The sequence below is a fragment of the Agrococcus jejuensis genome (assembly GCF_900099705.1).
In the GTDB taxonomy this organism is placed as follows: Bacteria; Actinomycetota; Actinomycetes; order Actinomycetales; family Microbacteriaceae; genus Agrococcus; species Agrococcus jejuensis.
In genome coordinates this window covers 3,198,197-3,213,961 of the sequence record NZ_LT629695.1, presented here as the reverse complement: position 1 = coordinate 3,213,961, position 15,765 = coordinate 3,198,197, and the positions used below count along the sequence as shown (strand labels likewise).

The window sequence follows — 15,765 nt, the reverse complement described above, 5'->3', positions numbered from 1 at the left end:
TGGATGCGTCAGGCAGGTCAGCCGACCTGGTCCCAGCCGTCCGCGAGTCGCTGCTCGAGCTGCTCGAGCGTGATGGTGCCCGCGAGGTACTCCTGGAACGCGGGCGTCGCGTACTGGTCCTTCCACTGCGGGTAGTCCGCCGCGAGCTGGAACGGCGCAGCCTCGAGCGTCGCGCCCGACGCGAGCATCTCGGCCCAGCCCGTCTGCCCCTCCGTCGCGGTCTCGAGCTCGGCACGCGCGGCCTCGCTCGCGGGGATGAGGCAGTCGCCCTCGCCGATCGCGGCGAGGTTGTCGGCCTGCATGAAGTAGTCGATGAACGCCGCGGCGCGATCGACGTGCTCGGACTCCGCAGGCACCGAGAGCGTCTGCGGGCTCGTGCCCTGCGCGCTGCCGTTCGACCCGGCGAGAGGCGGCAGCACCGTCCACTCGAAGCCCTCGGGCGCCGAGTCGGCGATCTGCTGCGCGAGGTACGAGCCGCCGACGTACATGGCGTACTGGCCGCCGAGGAAGCCCGGCAGCACGTCGCCGCCCGACTGCGTGAGCGTGATGGGGTCGAGCGACGCGTCGTCGTACGCCATGGCGTGCACGGCCTCGGGCACGGCGAGCTCCCCCTCGCCCACGTCGATCGTGGCGCTGCCGTCGTCGGCGACGTCGAAGAACGTGCCGTCGAAGCCGAGCGCGAGGTTCATGAACGGCGCCGTCGGCTGCCGCAGGCCCCAGCCGAGGCCGAAGGCACCGTCGGTCGTGAGCTGCTGCGCGGTCTCGCGCAGCGCATCCCACGACAGCTCGTCGCCCGTCGGCACTGCGACGCCCGCGGCGTCGAAGGCGGCCGTGTTCGCGAAGACGACGTACGACTGCATGACGGTGGGGGCCGCGAAGACCTCGTCGCCGATGCTCACGGAGTCCCAGATGCCCTGGCCCACCGAGTCGACGACGTCGTCGGAGAGGTAGGGCGAGAGGTCGGCGAGGTAGCCGTCCTGCGCGAAGCCCGTCATGTCGGAGGCCTCGTTGTGGATGATGTCGGGCGCCTCGCCACCCTGGAACTGGGTCACGAGCTGGTCGTGCACGTTGTCCCACGAGCCCTGCACGACGTCGACCTGCGTCTCGGGGTGCTCGGCGTTCCACGCGTCGACGATGTCCTGCGTGGCCTGGATGGTCGCGTCCTGGAACGCGAGCGACTGGAACGTCAGCGTGACGTCCTCGTCGGGGTCGGTCGTCGCCTCGGTGGCGCCGCCGCCGCCGAAGGCGCAGCCGGTGAGCAGCGCTGCGCAGGCGCCGATGCCTGCGATCGCGCGGATGGAACGGTGCATGGTGTCCCGCTTTCGATGAGGGGTCATCCCTTGACGGCGCCCGAGAGCAGGCCCGACGTGAGACGACGTTGGATGATGGCGAAGAAGACGAGCGAGGGGATGCACGCGAGCAGGCTGCCGGCGGCGAGCTGCCCCAGCGCCACCTGCCCCTCGGATCCCACGAAGAGCGCGAGCCGCTGCGGCAGGGTCTGCAGCGCCTCGTCCTTGATGAGCACGAGCGCGAAGAAGAACTCGTTCCACGACCCGATGAAGGCGAAGAGGCTCGTGGCGACGAGACCGGGGCCGAGCAGCGGCATGATGATCGACCGCAGCACGCGGAACCGCGACGCGCCGTCCATGGCGCCCGCCTCCTCGAGCTCGCCGGGGATGGCGGCGACGTAGCCGCGCAGCATCCACAGCGCGAACGGCAACGACCAGACGACGTACACGACGACGAGCCCCGCGAGCGTGTTGTTGAGGCCGATCGGCCGCAGCATGAGGAACAGCGGGATGATGATGAGGATGAACGGGAAGACCTGGCTCAGCAGGATCCAGCCCGTCGCGAGCCCCCGCAGCCGCGTCTGGAACCGCGCGAGCGCGTAGGCGGCCGGCAGCGCCACGAGCACGACGATGACCGTCGTGGCGAGGGCGACGACGAGGCTGTTGAGCGCCGCCTGCCCGAGCCCGGCGCGCTCGATCGCGCCGACGAAGTTGTCGAGGTTCCACTGCGCGGGCAGCAGCTGCGGGTCGGGCGACTGCAGCTCCTGCTGCGTCTTGAACGCCGCCGTGACGAGGAAGAGCAGCGGGAAGCCGAGGAAGACGACGAAGAGCACGAGGGCGACGTACTGCAGCACGCGCCAGACACGACGGGTCATGCGGTCCTCGCCTTCGCCTGCGCGCGGAGGTACACGAAGAGGAACGCCGCGATGACGATGACGATGACGTTGCCCATCGCGCTCGCGAGCCCGAAGTTGCCGTACCGGAACGCCTCGTTGTAGGCGAACAGCATCGGCAGCATCGTGCCGTAGGCGCCCGCCGTGAGCACGTAGACCAGTGCGAACGAGTTGAAGTTGTTGATGAAGTCGAGCGTCGTGATCGCGACGATCACGGGACGCAGGCCCGGGATGGTGATGTTCCAGAACCGCTGCCACACGCCGGCGCCGTCGAGCTGCGCGGCCTCGTGCAGCTGGTCGTCGATGCCCTGCAGGCCCGCGAGCAGCGTGATGGTGGTCTGCGGCATGCCCGCCCAGACGCCCACGACGATGACGGCGGGCAGCGCCCACTGCGCCGTGCCGAGCCAGTTCGTGTCGTCGGGCAGGCCGAGCGCGCCGAGGCCGCCGTTGATGGCGCCGTAGGTGGGGTGCAGCATGAAGCGCCACATGATGGCGATGATCACGGGCGGCATGGCCCACGGGATGAGCGCGATCGTGCGCGCGATCCCCTGGCCCCAGAGGTTGGCGTTGAGCAGCAGCGCAAGGCACAGCGAGGCGACGAACTGGATGATCGTGACCGAGAACGCCCAGATGAGGCCGATGCCGAACGACTGCCAGAACAGCCCGTAGTCGAGCAGCCGCACGTAGTTGTCGATGCCCGTGAACGAGGTGACGGCGTTGAGCCCCGACTGCGAGTCGGTGAAGCCCAGCAGGATGCCCTGCAGCAGCGGGTACACGCTGAAGGCGAGGATCGGGATCATCGCGGGCACGAACAGGAGGTAGGCGCTCCAGTCCTGTCGCCCGCGACGACCTCGGCGCTGCGGCCGGGGAGGCGTCGGTGCCTCCGGCCGCGTGGCGACGGCGGTCATGCGGTCTCCTTCGTGGTCGACTCGCGCACGACGAGGCGGGGCGCGACGGCCTGCTGGCCGGTCGGCGCGGCGCCGTCGATGCGCGACAGCAGCGTGCGCGCGGCGATGCGGGCACGGTCGTGGGCGCCGAGGTCGATGCTCGTGAGGCTCGGCACCGAGAGCTCGGCGGGCTCGGTGTCGTCGAGACCGGCGAGCAGCAGGTCGTGCGGCACGCGCAGGCCGCGGGTCGCGCACTCGCGCAGCGTCGCGAGGGCCATGGCGTCGTTGGCGGCGACGATGGCGTCGGGCACGCCGCCGTCGAGCATCGCGCGAGCGGCCGGGCGCGCGGCGGCGTGGGTGAAGTCGTCGGCGACCTCGACGAGGTCGGCCGCGATCCCCTGGCGCTCGCACGCGGCGACGAAGCCGTCGAGGCGCGTGCGACCAGGGGTCGTGTCGACGGGGCCGACGATGAGGCCGATGCGGCGCGCACCCTGCGCGACGAGGTGGTCGACGAGCAGGCCCATGCCGGCGTGGGAGTCGGCGCGCACGCTGTCGACGCCCGCCGTCTCGACGAGGCCGAGCACGACGACGGGCACGGCGGCGGTGCGCACGGCGGCGACCACGTCGTCGGTGACGCGCAGGGCCACGACGATCGCGCCGTCGACGAGCCCGGCGCTCAGCGCGGCGACGGCGTCGACGGGCGCCGCGGGCACCTGCTGCATGAGCAGGCGGATGCCGTGGGCGTCGAGCTCGGACTGCAGCGCGCTCATCATGCGCGCGTAGACGGGGTTGGCGGCGTCGGGCACGAGCATCGCGACCTGGCCGGTGCGGCCCGACTGCAGGCCGCGCGCCATGAGGTTGGGCCGGTAGCCGAGGTCGTCGGCGGCCTGCTGCACGCGGGCGATCGTCGAGGTCGAGGCGATGCCGCCGTTCAGGGCGCGTGAGGCGCTGGCGATCGAGACGCCTGCGCGTGCGGCGACGGCGGCGAGCGTCGATCCCTCGGCCATCGCGTGCTCCCTCGCACCTCGTCGGCGTCTCCATCCGTCCGATCTGCAACCGAACTGGAAACGTTTACAGCACGACGGTAGCCGAGAACCGCACCGCTCGCAAGCGGTGCGGCGAGCCGGAGGTCAGTCCGCGGCGGGCAGGTCGAGCGCGATGGCCGGGCAGTCCCGCCAGAGCCGCTCGAGCTGGTAGTACTGGCGCTCGTCCTCGTGGAAGACGTGCACGACGAGGTCGCCCAGGTCGATGAGCACCCAGCGACCGTCGGCACGCCCCTCGCGGCGCAGCGGCTTCGCGCCGAGCTCGAAGAGGTCGTCCTCGATCGCGCGGGCGATGGCCGAGACCTGGCGCTCGGACGAGCCGGTCGCGAGCAGGAACGCGTCGGTGAGCGGCAGGCGCTCCGAGACGTCGAGGCCGACGAGGTCGGTGCCCATGACGCCGTCGGCGGCCTTGGCCGCTGCCTGGACGAGCTCGATGGTACGTGCGGTTGCAGTCAAGTGATCTAGATCCAGCCGGCGATGAAGGCGACGACGGTCGCACCGACGGCGACGATGCCGATGCCTCCCGCGACGCCGATGACGATGGGGGTCGCGTTGCGCGACCGGCGCTGCGGTGCGATGCGCACGCGAGCGTTGGCGTAGGACGACACGGCGCGGCTCGCGCGCACGGGCTGCGTCTCGGGGCTGCGCACCTCGCCGGCGTCGTCGACGGCGTCGACCTCGGCCGTGTCGATCGTGCCGCGGCTGCGGCCCGACGATGCGAAGCCCTCCGGCAGGTCGATCGATCCCGTGACGATGACGCCGTCGGCGGTCTCGACCGTGATCGGCTCGTTGGCGCCCGAGAGGGGCAGCACGAGCGCGTTGGCCGTGATCGTGGAGGTGCCGGTGCCGACGCTCGACGCGCTGATGGCGCTCGTGTCCTCGCGCAGGTCCGCGATGTGGTGGCGCGAGGTGTCCTCGACCACGTTGACGATGACGGGGATGCGGCCGGTGGCGCGCGACGGACCCGCCTGCACCTCGACCTCGTCGTCGGTCTCGTCGTCGGCATCCTCGAGCAGCGCGCGGCGGTCCTCGAGCTCTGCGGGCGTCGAGTCGGCGATGCGTCGCGACGAGACGCGTGCCGACGGCACATCGACCTCGTCGATCTCGAGGCGATCGATCTCGGCGTCGTCGACCGGGTCGAGGTCGTCGACCTCGATGCGCTGCATGGGCTGGCTCGGTGCTGCAGCCTCGTCACGGTCGCCCTGGAGGTCGGCGAGCACGTCGGCGATCGACTCGGGCGCCGACTGCTCGGCGGCGGGCTCGGCCTGCGCCTCCTGCGCGGGGCCACGGCGACCGAAGAATCGGCCGAAGCCCGACGGCGCGGGCACATCGGCAGGCGCCTCCTCGGCGGCGGCGTCGGCCCCGATGGCCTCCTGCACGCGCGCCTCGCCGGCGGCGGGCACGCCTGCGACGGCGGCGTCGGGGGCCGGCGTCGACTGGGGCTTGAGGTCTGCGATGAGCTCGGAGACGTCGATCGCCTGCGTCTCGTCGGGCTCGGGCGCACGCTCGGCGGGCGCCTCGTCGACGGGCTCCTCGTCCACGACCGTGGCCTCGACGGGCGTCGCGCTCTGCTCGGGCTCGACGGCCTCGGGCTCGACGACCTGGGACTCGACCGGCTCCGCCTCGACGGCCGCTCCGTCCGCGATCGGCGCATCGACGGCCGGCGTCTGGCCGGTCGTCTCGGCAAGGAGGCGCTCGCGCTCCTTGCGTTCGCGGCGCGTCAGCGGCGGGCCGTCGTAGTCGGTCATGCGTCGATCATCCTGTACAGAGCGTGCTTGGTGATGTATTGAACCACCCCATCGGGGACCAGATACCACACCGGGTAGTCGGCTGCCACACGGGCTCGGCAGTCGGTGGACGAGATGGCGAGCGCGGGAACCTCCAACGAGGATACCGCGTCATCGGGGTACCCCCGCACCGAGAGCTGGTGCCCGGGCCGCGACACGGCGACGAAGTGGGCGAGATCCCAGAGCTCGCCGACGTCCTTCCAGCCCACGATCGACTGGAACGCGTCGGCCCCCGTGATGAAGAAGAGGTCGGCGTCGGGATGCAGCGCGCGCATGTCGCGCAGCGTGTCGATCGTGTACGTCGGACCGTCGCGGTCGACGTCGACGCGCGACACGGTGAACCGCGGGTTCGAGGCGGTCGCGACGACCGTCATGAGATATCGGTGCTCGGCGGGGCTCGCATCCGACTTCAGGTACGGCGTGCCCGTGGGCACGAACACGACCTCGTCGAGCTCGAAGTGCTGCGCGACCTCGCTCGCGGCCACGAGGTGGCCGTGATGGATGGGGTCGAACGTGCCGCCCATGATGCCGAGGCGGCGACGGCGAGGTGCCATGCGGCGTCGGCCTAGTGGTGACCGGAGGTGTTCTGCGTGCTCTGGTCGAACTTGTGGCTGTGCCGGTTCGCGACGTCGCGGTACGAGTGCGTCACGATGCCGAGGATCACGAAGACCGCCGCGGCGATGCCGCCGACGATGTACGGCATGATGCCGGGATCGCTGTGGTGCTCGGTCGCCGCGAGGAGGAGGTCCATGCCTCCGATCCTACCCGTGGGATCGAGGTTCAGGCGCGCACCTGGCCGGTGCCGCGCACGAGCCACTTCGTGCTCGTGAGCTCCGGCAGGCCCATGGGCCCGCGCGCGTGCGCCTTCTGCGTCGAGATGCCCACCTCGGCGCCGAAGCCGAACTGCCCGCCGTCGGTGAAGCGCGTCGACGCGTTCACCATGACGACGGCCGAGTCGACCTCGGCGAGGAAGCGCTCGGCTGCCGCCGCATCCTCGGTGAGGATGACGTCGGTGTGGTGCGTGCCGAAGCGCTCGATGTGGTCGATCGCGGCATCGAGGTCGTCGACGACGCGCACGGCGACGTCCATCGAGAGATGCTCGGTCGCCCAGCCCTCGGGCCCCAGCGGCGCGGCACCCTCGACGTCGCCGTCGGCGTGCACCGTGACGCCGGCGGCGCGCATGGCGTCGACGACGACGGGCACGGCCTCGTCGGCGATCGCACGGTGCACGAGCACGGTCTCGAGCGAGTTGCACACGCTCGTGCGCTGCGTCTTGGCGTTGAGCAGCAGCGGGATGGCCTGCTCGAGGTCGGCGGCGGCGTCGACGAACGCGTGCACGACGCCAGCGCCCGTCTCGATGACGGGCACCTGCGACTCGCGCACGACGGTCTCGATGAGCGAGGCGCTGCCGCGCGGCACGAGCAGGTCGACGAGGCCGCGGGCGCGCATGAGCTCGGTGGCGCCCGCGCGGCCGAACCGGTCGATCGTCTGCACGGACTCCGCGGGCAGGCCCACGGAGGCGATGGCGCGCTGCATCGTCTCGACGAGCACGGCGTTCGTCTGCTCGGCGGCGCTGCCGCCGCGCAGCACGATGGCGTTGCCCGAGCCGAGCGCGATGCACGCGAGGTCGACCGTGACGTTGGGGCGCGCCTCGTAGATGGCGCCGACGACGCCGAACGGCACGCGCACCTCGGTGAGCTCGAGGCCGTTCTCGAGCGTGCGCGTGCGCGTCACCTCCCCGACGGGGTCCGGCAGGTCGGCGAGCTCGCGGGCGGCGGCGGCGAGGGCGGCGACGCGCGTCGCGTCGAGCGCGAGGCGATCGAGCAGACCGTCGGCGAGCGTGCCGCGGCCCCGCTCGAGGTCCTCGGCGTTCGCGGCGACGATCGCGTCGACGGAGGCGTCGATCGCGTCGGCGATCGCGAGGATCGCCGCCTTCCGCGGCTCGGTGCCCGCCACGGCGAGCACCCTCGCGGCGCGTCGAGAGGCGTGCAGCAGCGTCGCGAGGTCGGTCACGATCCGATCCTAGGCGTCGAGCCAGCGCCCCAGCACCGTGACGTCCTGGCGCTCGTAGCCCAGGTGCTCGTAGAGCCCGGCAGCGGGATTGCCCGCGCGCACCATGAGCTGCACCTTGCGGATGTCGCGGCGCGACAGCCACGCCTCCGCCGCCGTCACGACCGCGCGTCCGAGGCCCGTGCCGCGGTGCGCATCCGCCACGGCCACGTAGTACAGCCAGCCGCGGTGGCCGTCGTGCCCGGCGAGCGCCGTCGCGGCGAGCACGCCGTCGACGTCGATGCCGAGGATCGTCGACGAGGGCCCGGCGAGCGCGAGGGCCACGTCGTCGTGCGGCGGGTTCCACGGCCGTGTGAGGCCCGCCTCGTGCCACAGCGCCACGATGGCGTCGACGTCGGTGGCGACGAGCTCGCGCACGTCGGGCACCGCGTCGGCTGCGCTCATGCCGTGCGAATCGCAGCCTGCGCGCGCGGCGCGAACACCGTGCCGTGGTCCTCGCCCGCGAGGGCCCCGGCGAACAGTCGGGTGGCCGTGAGCAGCACCTCGACGCCCGCGTCGGCAGCGAGGCGGGCGGCGTCGACCTTCGTGCCCGCTCCCCCGGTGCCCACGAGGCTCTGCGAGACGCCCAACGTGACGCCGTCGAGGGCGTCGCCGTGCGCGACGTGCGCGATGCGCTCGGCGCCGGGCGTGCCGGGAGGGGCCGTGTAGAGCGCGTCGACGTCGCTGAGCAGCACGAGGCGGTCGGCGTGCACGAGGCGCGCGACGAGCGCCGCGAGCTGGTCGTTGTCGCCGAAGTTGATCTCGTGGGTCGCGACGGTGTCGTTCTCGTTGACGATCGGCAGCATGCCGAGCTCCAGCAGGCGCTCGAGCGCGTTGAACGCGTTGACGCGGTGCTGGTCGACGCTCATGTCGCTCGCCGACAGCAGCACCTGCGCCGCGACGATCTCGAAGCGGTTGAGGCTGCGCTGGTAGCGGTTCATGAGCACGTTCTGCCCGATCGCCGCGGCCGCCTGCACCGTCGGCAGGTCGGCGGGACGCTGCTCGAGGCCCAGGAACGGCAGGCCCGTCGCGATCGATCCCGACGACACGAGGATGACGTCGGCACGCGCGCGCAGTGCGGCGATGTCGTCGACGAGCGTCTCGATCTGCCCGCGGTTGTCGCCCGAGATCGACGACGAGCCGACCTTCACGACGATGCGCTCGGGCACGGCGACCTCGTCGACGTGCGCGACGTCGGTCACGCGTCGTCCTCGTCGGTGCGCTGGGCGGCGTCCACGGCCTCCTCGGCGAGCCGCTCGCGGCGCGACTGCTCGATCTCGAAGCCCTCGTCGTCGACCCACAGGCCTGCCGCGCGCTCGCGCGCGAGCTCGTCGCGCGCGGCCTGCTTGGCGTTCATCCGCTCGTGGTAGCCGGCGCGTCGCTCGGCCGTCGTCTGCCGACCCGCGCCGTAGAGGCGCGCGTCGGTGCCGCGGTCGCCGAGCTCGGCCATCGACGTCATCGTGGGCTCCCAGTCGAAGACCATGCCGTCGCCGGGGCCGATCACGACGGTCGAGCCGGGCACGGCACCCGCCTTCACGAGCGCATCCTCGATGCCGAGGCGCGCGAGGCGGTCGGCGAGGTAGCCCACGGCCTCGTCGTTGCGGAAGTCGGTCTGCTGGATCCAGCGCTCGGGCTTCGCGCCGCGGATGCGGTAGAGCGTGCCGTGCGTGCCGCCCTCGGTCTTGACGGTGAAGCCGGCGTCGTCGATCGCGCGCGGCCGCAGCACGATGCGCTCGGGCTCGGGCACGGCGGCGCGCTGCGCGCGGTCGGCCTCGACGAGCTCGGCGAGCGCGAACGACAGCTCGCGCAGGCCCGTGCGGGCGACGGTCGAGATCTCGAGCACGCGATAGCCGCGCGCCTCGAGGTCGGCGCGCACGAACGCGGCGAGCTCGGCGGCGTCGGGCACGTCGACCTTGTTGAGCGCGACGAGCTGCGGACGCTCGAGCAGGGGCGTCTGCCCCTCGGGCACCGGGTAGGCGCCGAGCTCGCGCAGGATGACGTCGAGGTCGGTGAGCGGGTCGCGGCCGGGCTCGAGCGTGGCGCAGTCGACGACGTGCAGCAGCGCGCTGCAGCGCTCGACGTGGCGCAGGAACTCGAGGCCGAGGCCCTTGCCCTCGCTCGCGCCCTCGATGAGGCCGGGCACGTCGGCGATCGTGTAGCGCGTCTGGCCCGCCTCGACGACGCCGAGGTTCGGGTGCAGCGTCGTGAAGGGGTAGTCGGCGATCTTGGGGCGCGCGGCGCTCATCGCGGCGATGAGGCTCGACTTGCCCGCCGACGGGAAGCCCACGAGCGCGACGTCGGCGACGGTCTTGAGCTCGAGCTGCACGTCGTGCGCCTGGCCCTCGGTGCCGAGCAGCGCGAAGCCGGGCGCCTTGCGCTTCGACGACGCGAGGCGTGCGTTGCCGAGGCCGCCCTGACCGCCCTCCGCGACGACGAGGCGCATGCCCGCGTACGCGAGGTCGGCGAGCAGCTCGCCGTCGGCGTCGGTCACGACGGTGCCGACCGGCACGGGCAGCACGAGCTCGCCGCCCGTGAAGCCGGTGCGGTGGTCGCCCATGCCCGGGCCGCCGTTGGCGCTCGAGCGGTGCGGGCGACGGTGGTACTCGAGCAGCGTCGTGGCCTGCGTGTCGGCGACGAGCACGATGTCGCCGCCGTCGCCGCCGTCGCCGCCGTCGGGGCCTGCGAGCGGCTTGAACTTCTCGCGGCGCACCGACACGCAGCCGTGTCCGCCGTTGCCCGCCGTCAGATGCAGCGTCACGCGGTCGACGAACGTCGCCATCGGGTCCTCCTGGGATGCAGCGAGGGGGCGGGCATCAGCCCGCCCCCTCGCGTGAAGTGGTTCGTGTGCGAGTCCTCGAGGACTACGCAGCGACCTCGACGATGTTGACGACCTTGCGGCCGCCCTTCTGGCCGAACTCGACCGAGCCCGCCTGCAGGGCGAACAGGGTGTCGTCGCCGCCGCGGCCGACGCCGGCGCCGGGGTGGAAGTGGGTGCCGCGCTGGCGGACGATGATCTCGCCGGCCTTGACGACCTGGCCGCCGAAGCGCTTCACGCCGAGGCGCTGCGCGTTCGAGTCACGACCGTTGCGGGTGGACGATGCGCCCTTCTTATGTGCCATTGCTGCGCTCCTACTTGATCGAGGTGACCTTGAGGCGCGTCAGGTCCTGGCGGTGGCCCTGGCGCTTCTTGTACCCGGTCTTGTTCTTGAACTTCTGGATGACGATCTTCGGGCCGCGGAGGTCGTTCACGAACTCGGCCGTGACCGTGACCTTCGCGAGGCTCTTCGCGTCGGACGTGACGGTGTCACCGTCGACGAGGAGCACGGGAGCGAGCTCGACCGTGCCGTCCTCGGAGGGGGCGATGCGGTCGACGACGAGCACCGAGCCCACCTCGACCTTCTCCTGACGCCCGCCGGCGCGCACAACTGCGTAGACCACGTGAATCCCTCACTCGGTATGGATGGAAAGTCTCTGGCGCGCACGAATGCGTTCGCGACCGCGCCAACGGACGACGATACAGGGTGACCAGGCACCCGGTCAAACGGCGACACGCGCCGCGAGCCATCGCGTCCGACCCCCAGTCTAGGGTCTGCTGCATGGCCACCCGTGCAGCGACGCTCCGCGAGCTCTCGATCGTCGACGCGCGGCGCATCGCGGTGCGGGCGCAGCTGCTCGACGCGCGCGGCGCATCCGACCTGCTCACGGTCGTCGAGCACCTGGGGATGCTGCAGGCGAACGTGACCGACATCGTCATGCCGTCGGCGGAGCACGTGGCGTGGACGCGGCTCGGCGACGAGCTCGCGTACGGCGACGTGCGGCGCGCCGTCGAGGTCGAGCAGCGGCTCTTCGAGCACCTGGGGCAGCCGACGCCCATCGAGCCGCTCGCGATCTCGCTGCGGCCGACGTCGCTGCTGCCCGAGCTGCTGCCGCCCATGCTCGCGTGGGCCGACGAGCACCCGCGGGTCGCGGAGTGGGTCTCCGACAATCGGGGCTTCCACGTCCGTGTGCTCGCGCTGCTGCGCGACGACGGGCCGCTCCCCCAGCGCGACGTGCCCGACACCGCCGAGTGGCCGTGGGACTCGAGCGGCTGGAACGCCAACAGGAACGTCGCGATGCTGCTCGAGTTCCTGCAGTGCTCGGGCGTCGTCGCGGTCGTCGAGCGGGTGGGCTCGGAGCGCGTGTGGGATCTCGCCGAGCGCGTGCTGCCGCCCGCCGAGCCGCTGCCGGCCGACGACGCGGAGCGACGCCGGCAAGAGCGCGTGCTGGGATCGCTGGGGCTCGCACGTCCGCGCGCCGTGGGTGGCGTCGGCGAGCCCGTGCGCGTCGAGGGCACGCGCGGCGAGTGGCGCCTGGCCGCCGACGCGTCGGCGGAGGGGTTCGCGGGCCGCGTCGCGGTGCTGTCGCCGCTCGACCGCCTCATCTTCGACCGGAAGCGCATGCGCGACCTCTTCGCGTTCGACTACGCGCTCGAGCAGTACACGCCGGCCGCGAAGCGGCGTTGGGGCGCGTTCGCGCTGCCCGTGCTCGACGGCGACGCGCTCGTGGCCAAGGTCGACGCGCGGCGCGACCGCGACGCCGGGGCGCTGCGCGTCGCGGCCATCCACTGGGACGTCGAGCCCGACGCGCGCCTGCGCGACGCCGTCGCCGACGAGCTCGCGGGCATGGCGGCGTTCCTCGGCGTGCGCACGGAGCTCCCATGAGGCACGGGCTGCCCTGAGGCACGGGCTGCGCTGATCGGGAGTAGCGTCGCTGGCATGGCGATCCTCGTCGACGAGCCCCGGTGGCCGAAGCACGGCACGACGTGGGCGCATCTCGTGAGCGACGCGTCGCTCGACGAGCTCCACGCGTTCGCACGCCGCGCCGGACTGCCGGAGCGGGGCTTCGACCGCGACCACTACGACGTGCCCGCCGAGCGCATCGACGAGCTCGTGGCGCTCGGCGCCGAGGCCGTGCCTGGCCGCGAGCTCGTGCGCCGGCTGCTCGCGAGCGGGCTGCGCGTCAAACCGCGCGACCGCTGAGACGCCGCGCACGCAGGAGGCCCCGCGACCGGATGGTCGCGGGGCCTCGTGCGTGGATGCCTACTGGGCGTCGGGCTGCGCCGTGACGATGCCGCCGCTCGACGCACGACGGCTGCGGCGCGCCGCCTTGCCTGTGCCGGCCGCAGGTGCCGCGAGGGCGTCGAGCGCGCCCGAGAGCAGACCCTCGACGTCGTTCGAGCGTGCGGGTGCCGTGGGCTCGTCGCGCTTCGCCGCGACGGGGATGTCGAGGATCGTGACGGCGTCGGCCGCCGGCTCCTGCTGGCGCGCGGGCGCGGACTCCTGCTGGCGAGCGGGTGCACCCTGCGACTGCTGCGTCTGCTGCTGCTGGCCGTCGCGAGCACCGCGGCTCGAGGCTCGGCGGCTGCGACGCGGCTGCTGCTCGCGCGCGGGCTGCTGCTGCTGACGCTGCGCCGCGGGGGCCGCCTGCTCGGGGGCAGCCGACTCCTCGCCGTGCTCGTGGCCGTGCTCGTCGTCGTGGCCGTGCTCGCGACCCTTCGATGCCGCCGCCATCTGCGACAGGCCCTTGCGGGCGTCGTCGGTGATGCCGTGCGTGCCCTGCTGCTGCGAGTGCTGCTGGCCGCCCTGGTTGCCGCCGGCGCTCGCCGCGGGCTCCTGGCGCTTGCCGCCGCGGCGACGGCCGCCCTCGGAGCCGCCGTTGCCGCCGCCGCGCGACGAGCGCGACACGGGCTCGTGGTGCACGATCAGGCCGCGGCCCGCGCACACCTCGCACGTCTCCGAGTACGCCTCGAGCAGGCCGAGGCCCAGGCGCTTGCGCGTCATCTGCACGAGGCCGAGGCTCGTGACCTCCGCCACCTGGTGCTTCGTGCGGTCGCGCGACAGGCACTCGATGAGGCGTCGCTGCACGAGGTCGCGGTTCGACTCGAGCACCATGTCGATGAAGTCGATCACCACGATGCCGCCGAGGTCGCGCAGGCGCAGCTGTCGCACGACCTCCTCCGCAGCCTCGAGGTTGTTCTTCGTGACGGTCTCCTCGAGGTTGCCGCCCTGGCCGACGAAGCGGCCGGTGTTGACGTCGATGACCGTCATGGCCTCGGTGCGGTCGATGACGAGCGAGCCGCCCGACGGCAGCCAGACCTTGCGGTCGAGCGCCTTGTCGATCTGCTCGGAGACGCGGAAGTGCTCGAACGGGTCGACCTCGAGCTCGAACGGCTCGATGCGCTCGAGCAGGTCGGGCGCGATGGCGCCGAGGTACTCGCGGATGGTCGACAGCGCCTCGTCGCCCTGGATGACCATGCGCTGGAAGTCCTCGTTGAAGACGTCGCGCACGATCTTGACGAGCAGGTCGGGCTCGGCGTGCAGGCGCGCGGGTGCGCTGCCCTTCGCCGTCTGGTCCTGGATCGACTGCCACTGGCGGCCGAGGCGCTCGACGTCGCGCGTGAGCTGGTCCTGCGTGGCGCCCTCGGCGGCGGTGCGCACGATGACGCCCATGCCCTCGGGGAGCACCTCCTTGAGGATCTTCTTCAGGCGCGCGCGCTCGGTGTCGGGCAGCTTGCGCGAGATGCCGCTCATCGAGCCACCGGGCACCGAGACCAGGTAGCGACCGGGCAGCGAGATCTGGCTCGTCAGGCGAGCGCCCTTGTGACCGATCGGGTCCTTCGTGACCTGCACGAGCACGGTGTCGCCCGGCTTGAGCGCGAGCTCGATCTTGCGCGGCTGGTTCTCGAGGCCCGCGGCCTCCCAGTCGATCTCGCCCGAGTAGAGCACGGCGTTGCGGCCGCGCCCGATGTCGACGAACGCCGCCTCCATGCTGGGCAGCACGTTCTGCACCTTGCCGAGGTAGACGTTGCCGATGAGGCTCGTCTCCGACGACTTGGCGACGTAGTGCTCGACGAGGATGCCGTCCTCGAGCACCGCGAGCTGCACGCGGTCGTGGCGCGAGCGCACGACCATGGTGCGCTCGACGGCCTCGCGGCGGGCGAGGAACTCGCTCTCGGTGACGACGGCGCGACGACGACCCGCGTCGCGGCCCTCGCGGCGGCGCTGCTTCTTCGCCTCGAGGCGCGTGGAGCCCTGCACCTTCTGCGGCTCCGTGATGAGCGGACGCTCGGCCTGACGCTCCTCGCGGCTGCGGCCGCTGCGCCGGCGACGGCGGTTCGATCGGGGCTCGTCGTCGTCCTCGTCGTCGTCGACCGGGTCGCGGCGCTGCGAGGGCAGCGGCGGCAGCGGTGCGAGGCTCGCGATGTCGGGCGCGAAGAACTGGATCGCGAACGGCAGCGCATCCTCGCCGCGCTCGGGCAGCGCGAGCTCGGCAGGACCCTCGAGACCCGGCTCGTGGCCGGGCTCGGGCTCGCCGTCGGAGGCGACGGGCGCCTCGGCGGGCTGCTCCTGCTCGACGGCGGGCTGCTCGGCAGCCTGCTCGGCCACCTCGGCCTGCCCGGTCGTCTCGATCTCGGCGACGGGCGTCGCGATCTCGGTGCTGGTCTCGTCGTGGTTCGCGTCTGCCGACGCGTCGTGTGCATCCACCATCGCTGGCGTACTCCTCAGGCCCGGCATCGCCGGGCGACTCTCGCGCGGCTGGCAGTGCCCGCCGCGAATCCCTGTGGGTGCGTGCGGTGTCGCACGGCACCTGTTCGTCTGCTCGGAGCTGGCGATCCGACACCCCCTCGCGGGAGCGGCCCGGTGTGCCCGGTCAAATCTGCGGCGCTGGTGCGCCGTCACCCACGATACCCCACGGTCGGCGTGTCGTCCGTGAGCGGCGCTCACGACCACGCACGACCTGGTCGCCGCGTCCGCTGACCGGTCGGCCGATGCATAGGG

Annotated in this window: 17 protein-coding genes; 2 read left to right on the top strand and 15 right to left on the bottom strand. The window is 72.5% G+C overall.

Translation table 11 applies throughout. The features are described from left to right. Positions 1-17: 17 nt before the first annotated feature. From BLQ67_RS15280 to rplU, 14 genes are all read right to left on the bottom strand, one after another. The gene (locus tag BLQ67_RS15280) at positions 18-1,310 is read right to left on the bottom strand and encodes an ABC transporter substrate-binding protein (protein ID WP_092506492.1); all 1,293 of its coding nucleotides are present in this window, start codon (positions 1,308-1,310) and stop codon (positions 18-20) included. A gap of 23 nt (positions 1,311-1,333) precedes the next feature. Further along, complete coding sequence (locus BLQ67_RS15275) at positions 1,334-2,164, bottom strand: carbohydrate ABC transporter permease (protein ID WP_092506490.1); 831 nt, start codon at positions 2,162-2,164, stop codon at positions 1,334-1,336. Further along, the gene (locus BLQ67_RS15270) at positions 2,161-3,090 is read right to left on the bottom strand and encodes a carbohydrate ABC transporter permease (protein ID WP_092506489.1); all 930 of its coding nucleotides are present in this window, start codon (positions 3,088-3,090) and stop codon (positions 2,161-2,163) included. Before BLQ67_RS15270 ends, BLQ67_RS15275 begins: the two co-directional genes overlap by 4 nt. Beyond that, the gene (locus BLQ67_RS15265) at positions 3,087-4,076 is read right to left on the bottom strand and encodes a LacI family DNA-binding transcriptional regulator (protein ID WP_092506487.1); all 990 of its coding nucleotides are present in this window, start codon (positions 4,074-4,076) and stop codon (positions 3,087-3,089) included. Before BLQ67_RS15265 ends, BLQ67_RS15270 begins: the two co-directional genes overlap by 4 nt. Positions 4,077-4,199: 123 nt before the next feature. Beyond that, a complete protein-coding gene (gene rsfS, locus BLQ67_RS15260) occupies positions 4,200-4,568 on the bottom strand; it encodes a ribosome silencing factor (RefSeq protein ID WP_092506485.1) in 369 nt (122 codons plus the stop codon). 5 nt (positions 4,569-4,573) lie between these two features. Beyond that, the gene (locus tag BLQ67_RS15255) at positions 4,574-5,860 is read right to left on the bottom strand and encodes a hypothetical protein (protein WP_092506483.1); all 1,287 of its coding nucleotides are present in this window, start codon (positions 5,858-5,860) and stop codon (positions 4,574-4,576) included. After that, positions 5,857-6,453 carry a nicotinate-nucleotide adenylyltransferase gene (gene nadD, locus BLQ67_RS15250; protein ID WP_092506481.1) on the bottom strand — a complete coding sequence of 199 codons (597 nt, stop codon included), beginning with the start codon at positions 6,451-6,453 and terminating at the stop codon, positions 5,857-5,859. The genes BLQ67_RS15255 and nadD overlap by 4 nt, the downstream gene beginning before the upstream one ends. Before the next feature lie 11 nt (positions 6,454-6,464). Continuing rightward, positions 6,465-6,650 (bottom strand): hypothetical protein, encoded by a 186-nt coding sequence (locus BLQ67_RS15245; RefSeq protein ID WP_092506479.1) that lies wholly within the window; start codon positions 6,648-6,650, stop codon positions 6,465-6,467. Positions 6,651-6,679: 29 nt separating this feature from the next. Continuing rightward, on the bottom strand, positions 6,680-7,912 hold the full coding sequence (locus BLQ67_RS15240; protein ID WP_231945081.1) for a glutamate-5-semialdehyde dehydrogenase: 1,233 nt from the start codon (positions 7,910-7,912) through the stop codon (positions 6,680-6,682). A 9-nt stretch (positions 7,913-7,921) separates the two neighbouring features. After that, positions 7,922-8,353 (bottom strand): GNAT family acetyltransferase, encoded by a 432-nt coding sequence (locus tag BLQ67_RS15235; RefSeq protein WP_092506475.1) that lies wholly within the window; start codon positions 8,351-8,353, stop codon positions 7,922-7,924. Continuing rightward, positions 8,350-9,150 (bottom strand): glutamate 5-kinase, encoded by an 801-nt coding sequence (proB, locus tag BLQ67_RS15230; RefSeq protein WP_231945080.1) that lies wholly within the window; start codon positions 9,148-9,150, stop codon positions 8,350-8,352. The genes BLQ67_RS15235 and proB overlap by 4 nt, the downstream gene beginning before the upstream one ends. Further along, positions 9,147-10,727 carry a GTPase ObgE gene (obgE, locus tag BLQ67_RS15225; RefSeq protein ID WP_092506473.1) on the bottom strand — a complete coding sequence of 527 codons (1,581 nt, stop codon included), beginning with the start codon at positions 10,725-10,727 and terminating at the stop codon, positions 9,147-9,149. The genes proB and obgE overlap by 4 nt, the downstream gene beginning before the upstream one ends. Before the next feature lie 82 nt (positions 10,728-10,809). Then, positions 10,810-11,067 (bottom strand): 50S ribosomal protein L27, encoded by a 258-nt coding sequence (gene rpmA, locus BLQ67_RS15220; protein ID WP_092506471.1) that lies wholly within the window; start codon positions 11,065-11,067, stop codon positions 10,810-10,812. Positions 11,068-11,077: 10 nt separating this feature from the next. Then, positions 11,078-11,386 (bottom strand): 50S ribosomal protein L21, encoded by a 309-nt coding sequence (gene rplU, locus BLQ67_RS15215; RefSeq protein WP_092506469.1) that lies wholly within the window; start codon positions 11,384-11,386, stop codon positions 11,078-11,080. A gap of 158 nt (positions 11,387-11,544) precedes the next feature. Here rplU and BLQ67_RS15210 point away from each other — a divergent pair, with 158 nt between their 5' ends. Together BLQ67_RS15210 and BLQ67_RS15205 are read left to right on the top strand one after the other, a co-directional pair. Then, complete coding sequence (locus BLQ67_RS15210) at positions 11,545-12,648, top strand: DNA glycosylase AlkZ-like family protein (protein ID WP_092506467.1); 1,104 nt, start codon at positions 11,545-11,547, stop codon at positions 12,646-12,648. A gap of 54 nt (positions 12,649-12,702) precedes the next feature. After that, positions 12,703-12,966, top strand: coding sequence for a DUF4031 domain-containing protein (locus BLQ67_RS15205; protein ID WP_092506465.1), 264 nt, complete (start codon positions 12,703-12,705; stop codon positions 12,964-12,966). 60 nt (positions 12,967-13,026) lie between these two features. Here BLQ67_RS15205 and BLQ67_RS15200 read toward each other — a convergent pair whose 3' ends face one another. Continuing rightward, on the bottom strand, positions 13,027-15,474 hold the full coding sequence (locus BLQ67_RS15200) for an Rne/Rng family ribonuclease (protein ID WP_331711979.1): 2,448 nt from the start codon (positions 15,472-15,474) through the stop codon (positions 13,027-13,029). Between the last annotated feature and the right edge of the window lie 291 nt (positions 15,475-15,765).

Excerpts from the sequence above, each read along its gene's own strand:
- BLQ67_RS15235 (WP_092506475.1), bottom strand. The coding sequence starts at position 8,353 with ATGAGCGCAGCCGACGCGGTGCCCGACGTGCGCGAGCTCGTCGCCACC.
- obgE (WP_092506473.1), bottom strand. The coding sequence starts at position 10,727 with ATGGCGACGTTCGTCGACCGCGTGACGCTGCATCTGACGGCGGGCAAC.
- BLQ67_RS15275 (WP_092506490.1), bottom strand. The coding sequence starts at position 2,164 with ATGACCCGTCGTGTCTGGCGCGTGCTGCAGTACGTCGCCCTCGTGCTC.
- BLQ67_RS15245 (WP_092506479.1), bottom strand. The coding sequence starts at position 6,650 with ATGGACCTCCTCCTCGCGGCGACCGAGCACCACAGCGATCCCGGCATC.
- BLQ67_RS15270 (WP_092506489.1), bottom strand. The coding sequence starts at position 3,090 with ATGACCGCCGTCGCCACGCGGCCGGAGGCACCGACGCCTCCCCGGCCG.
- BLQ67_RS15265 (WP_092506487.1), bottom strand. The coding sequence starts at position 4,076 with ATGGCCGAGGGATCGACGCTCGCCGCCGTCGCCGCACGCGCAGGCGTC.
- BLQ67_RS15205 (WP_092506465.1), top strand. The coding sequence starts at position 12,703 with ATGGCGATCCTCGTCGACGAGCCCCGGTGGCCGAAGCACGGCACGACG.
- nadD (WP_092506481.1), bottom strand. The coding sequence starts at position 6,453 with ATGGCACCTCGCCGTCGCCGCCTCGGCATCATGGGCGGCACGTTCGAC.
- BLQ67_RS15280 (WP_092506492.1), bottom strand. The coding sequence starts at position 1,310 with ATGCACCGTTCCATCCGCGCGATCGCAGGCATCGGCGCCTGCGCAGCG.
- BLQ67_RS15255 (WP_092506483.1), bottom strand. The coding sequence starts at position 5,860 with ATGACCGACTACGACGGCCCGCCGCTGACGCGCCGCGAACGCAAGGAG.
- BLQ67_RS15210 (WP_092506467.1), top strand. The coding sequence starts at position 11,545 with ATGGCCACCCGTGCAGCGACGCTCCGCGAGCTCTCGATCGTCGACGCG.
- BLQ67_RS15200 (WP_331711979.1), bottom strand. The coding sequence starts at position 15,474 with ATGGTGGATGCACACGACGCGTCGGCAGACGCGAACCACGACGAGACC.
- rpmA (WP_092506471.1), bottom strand. The coding sequence starts at position 11,067 with ATGGCACATAAGAAGGGCGCATCGTCCACCCGCAACGGTCGTGACTCG.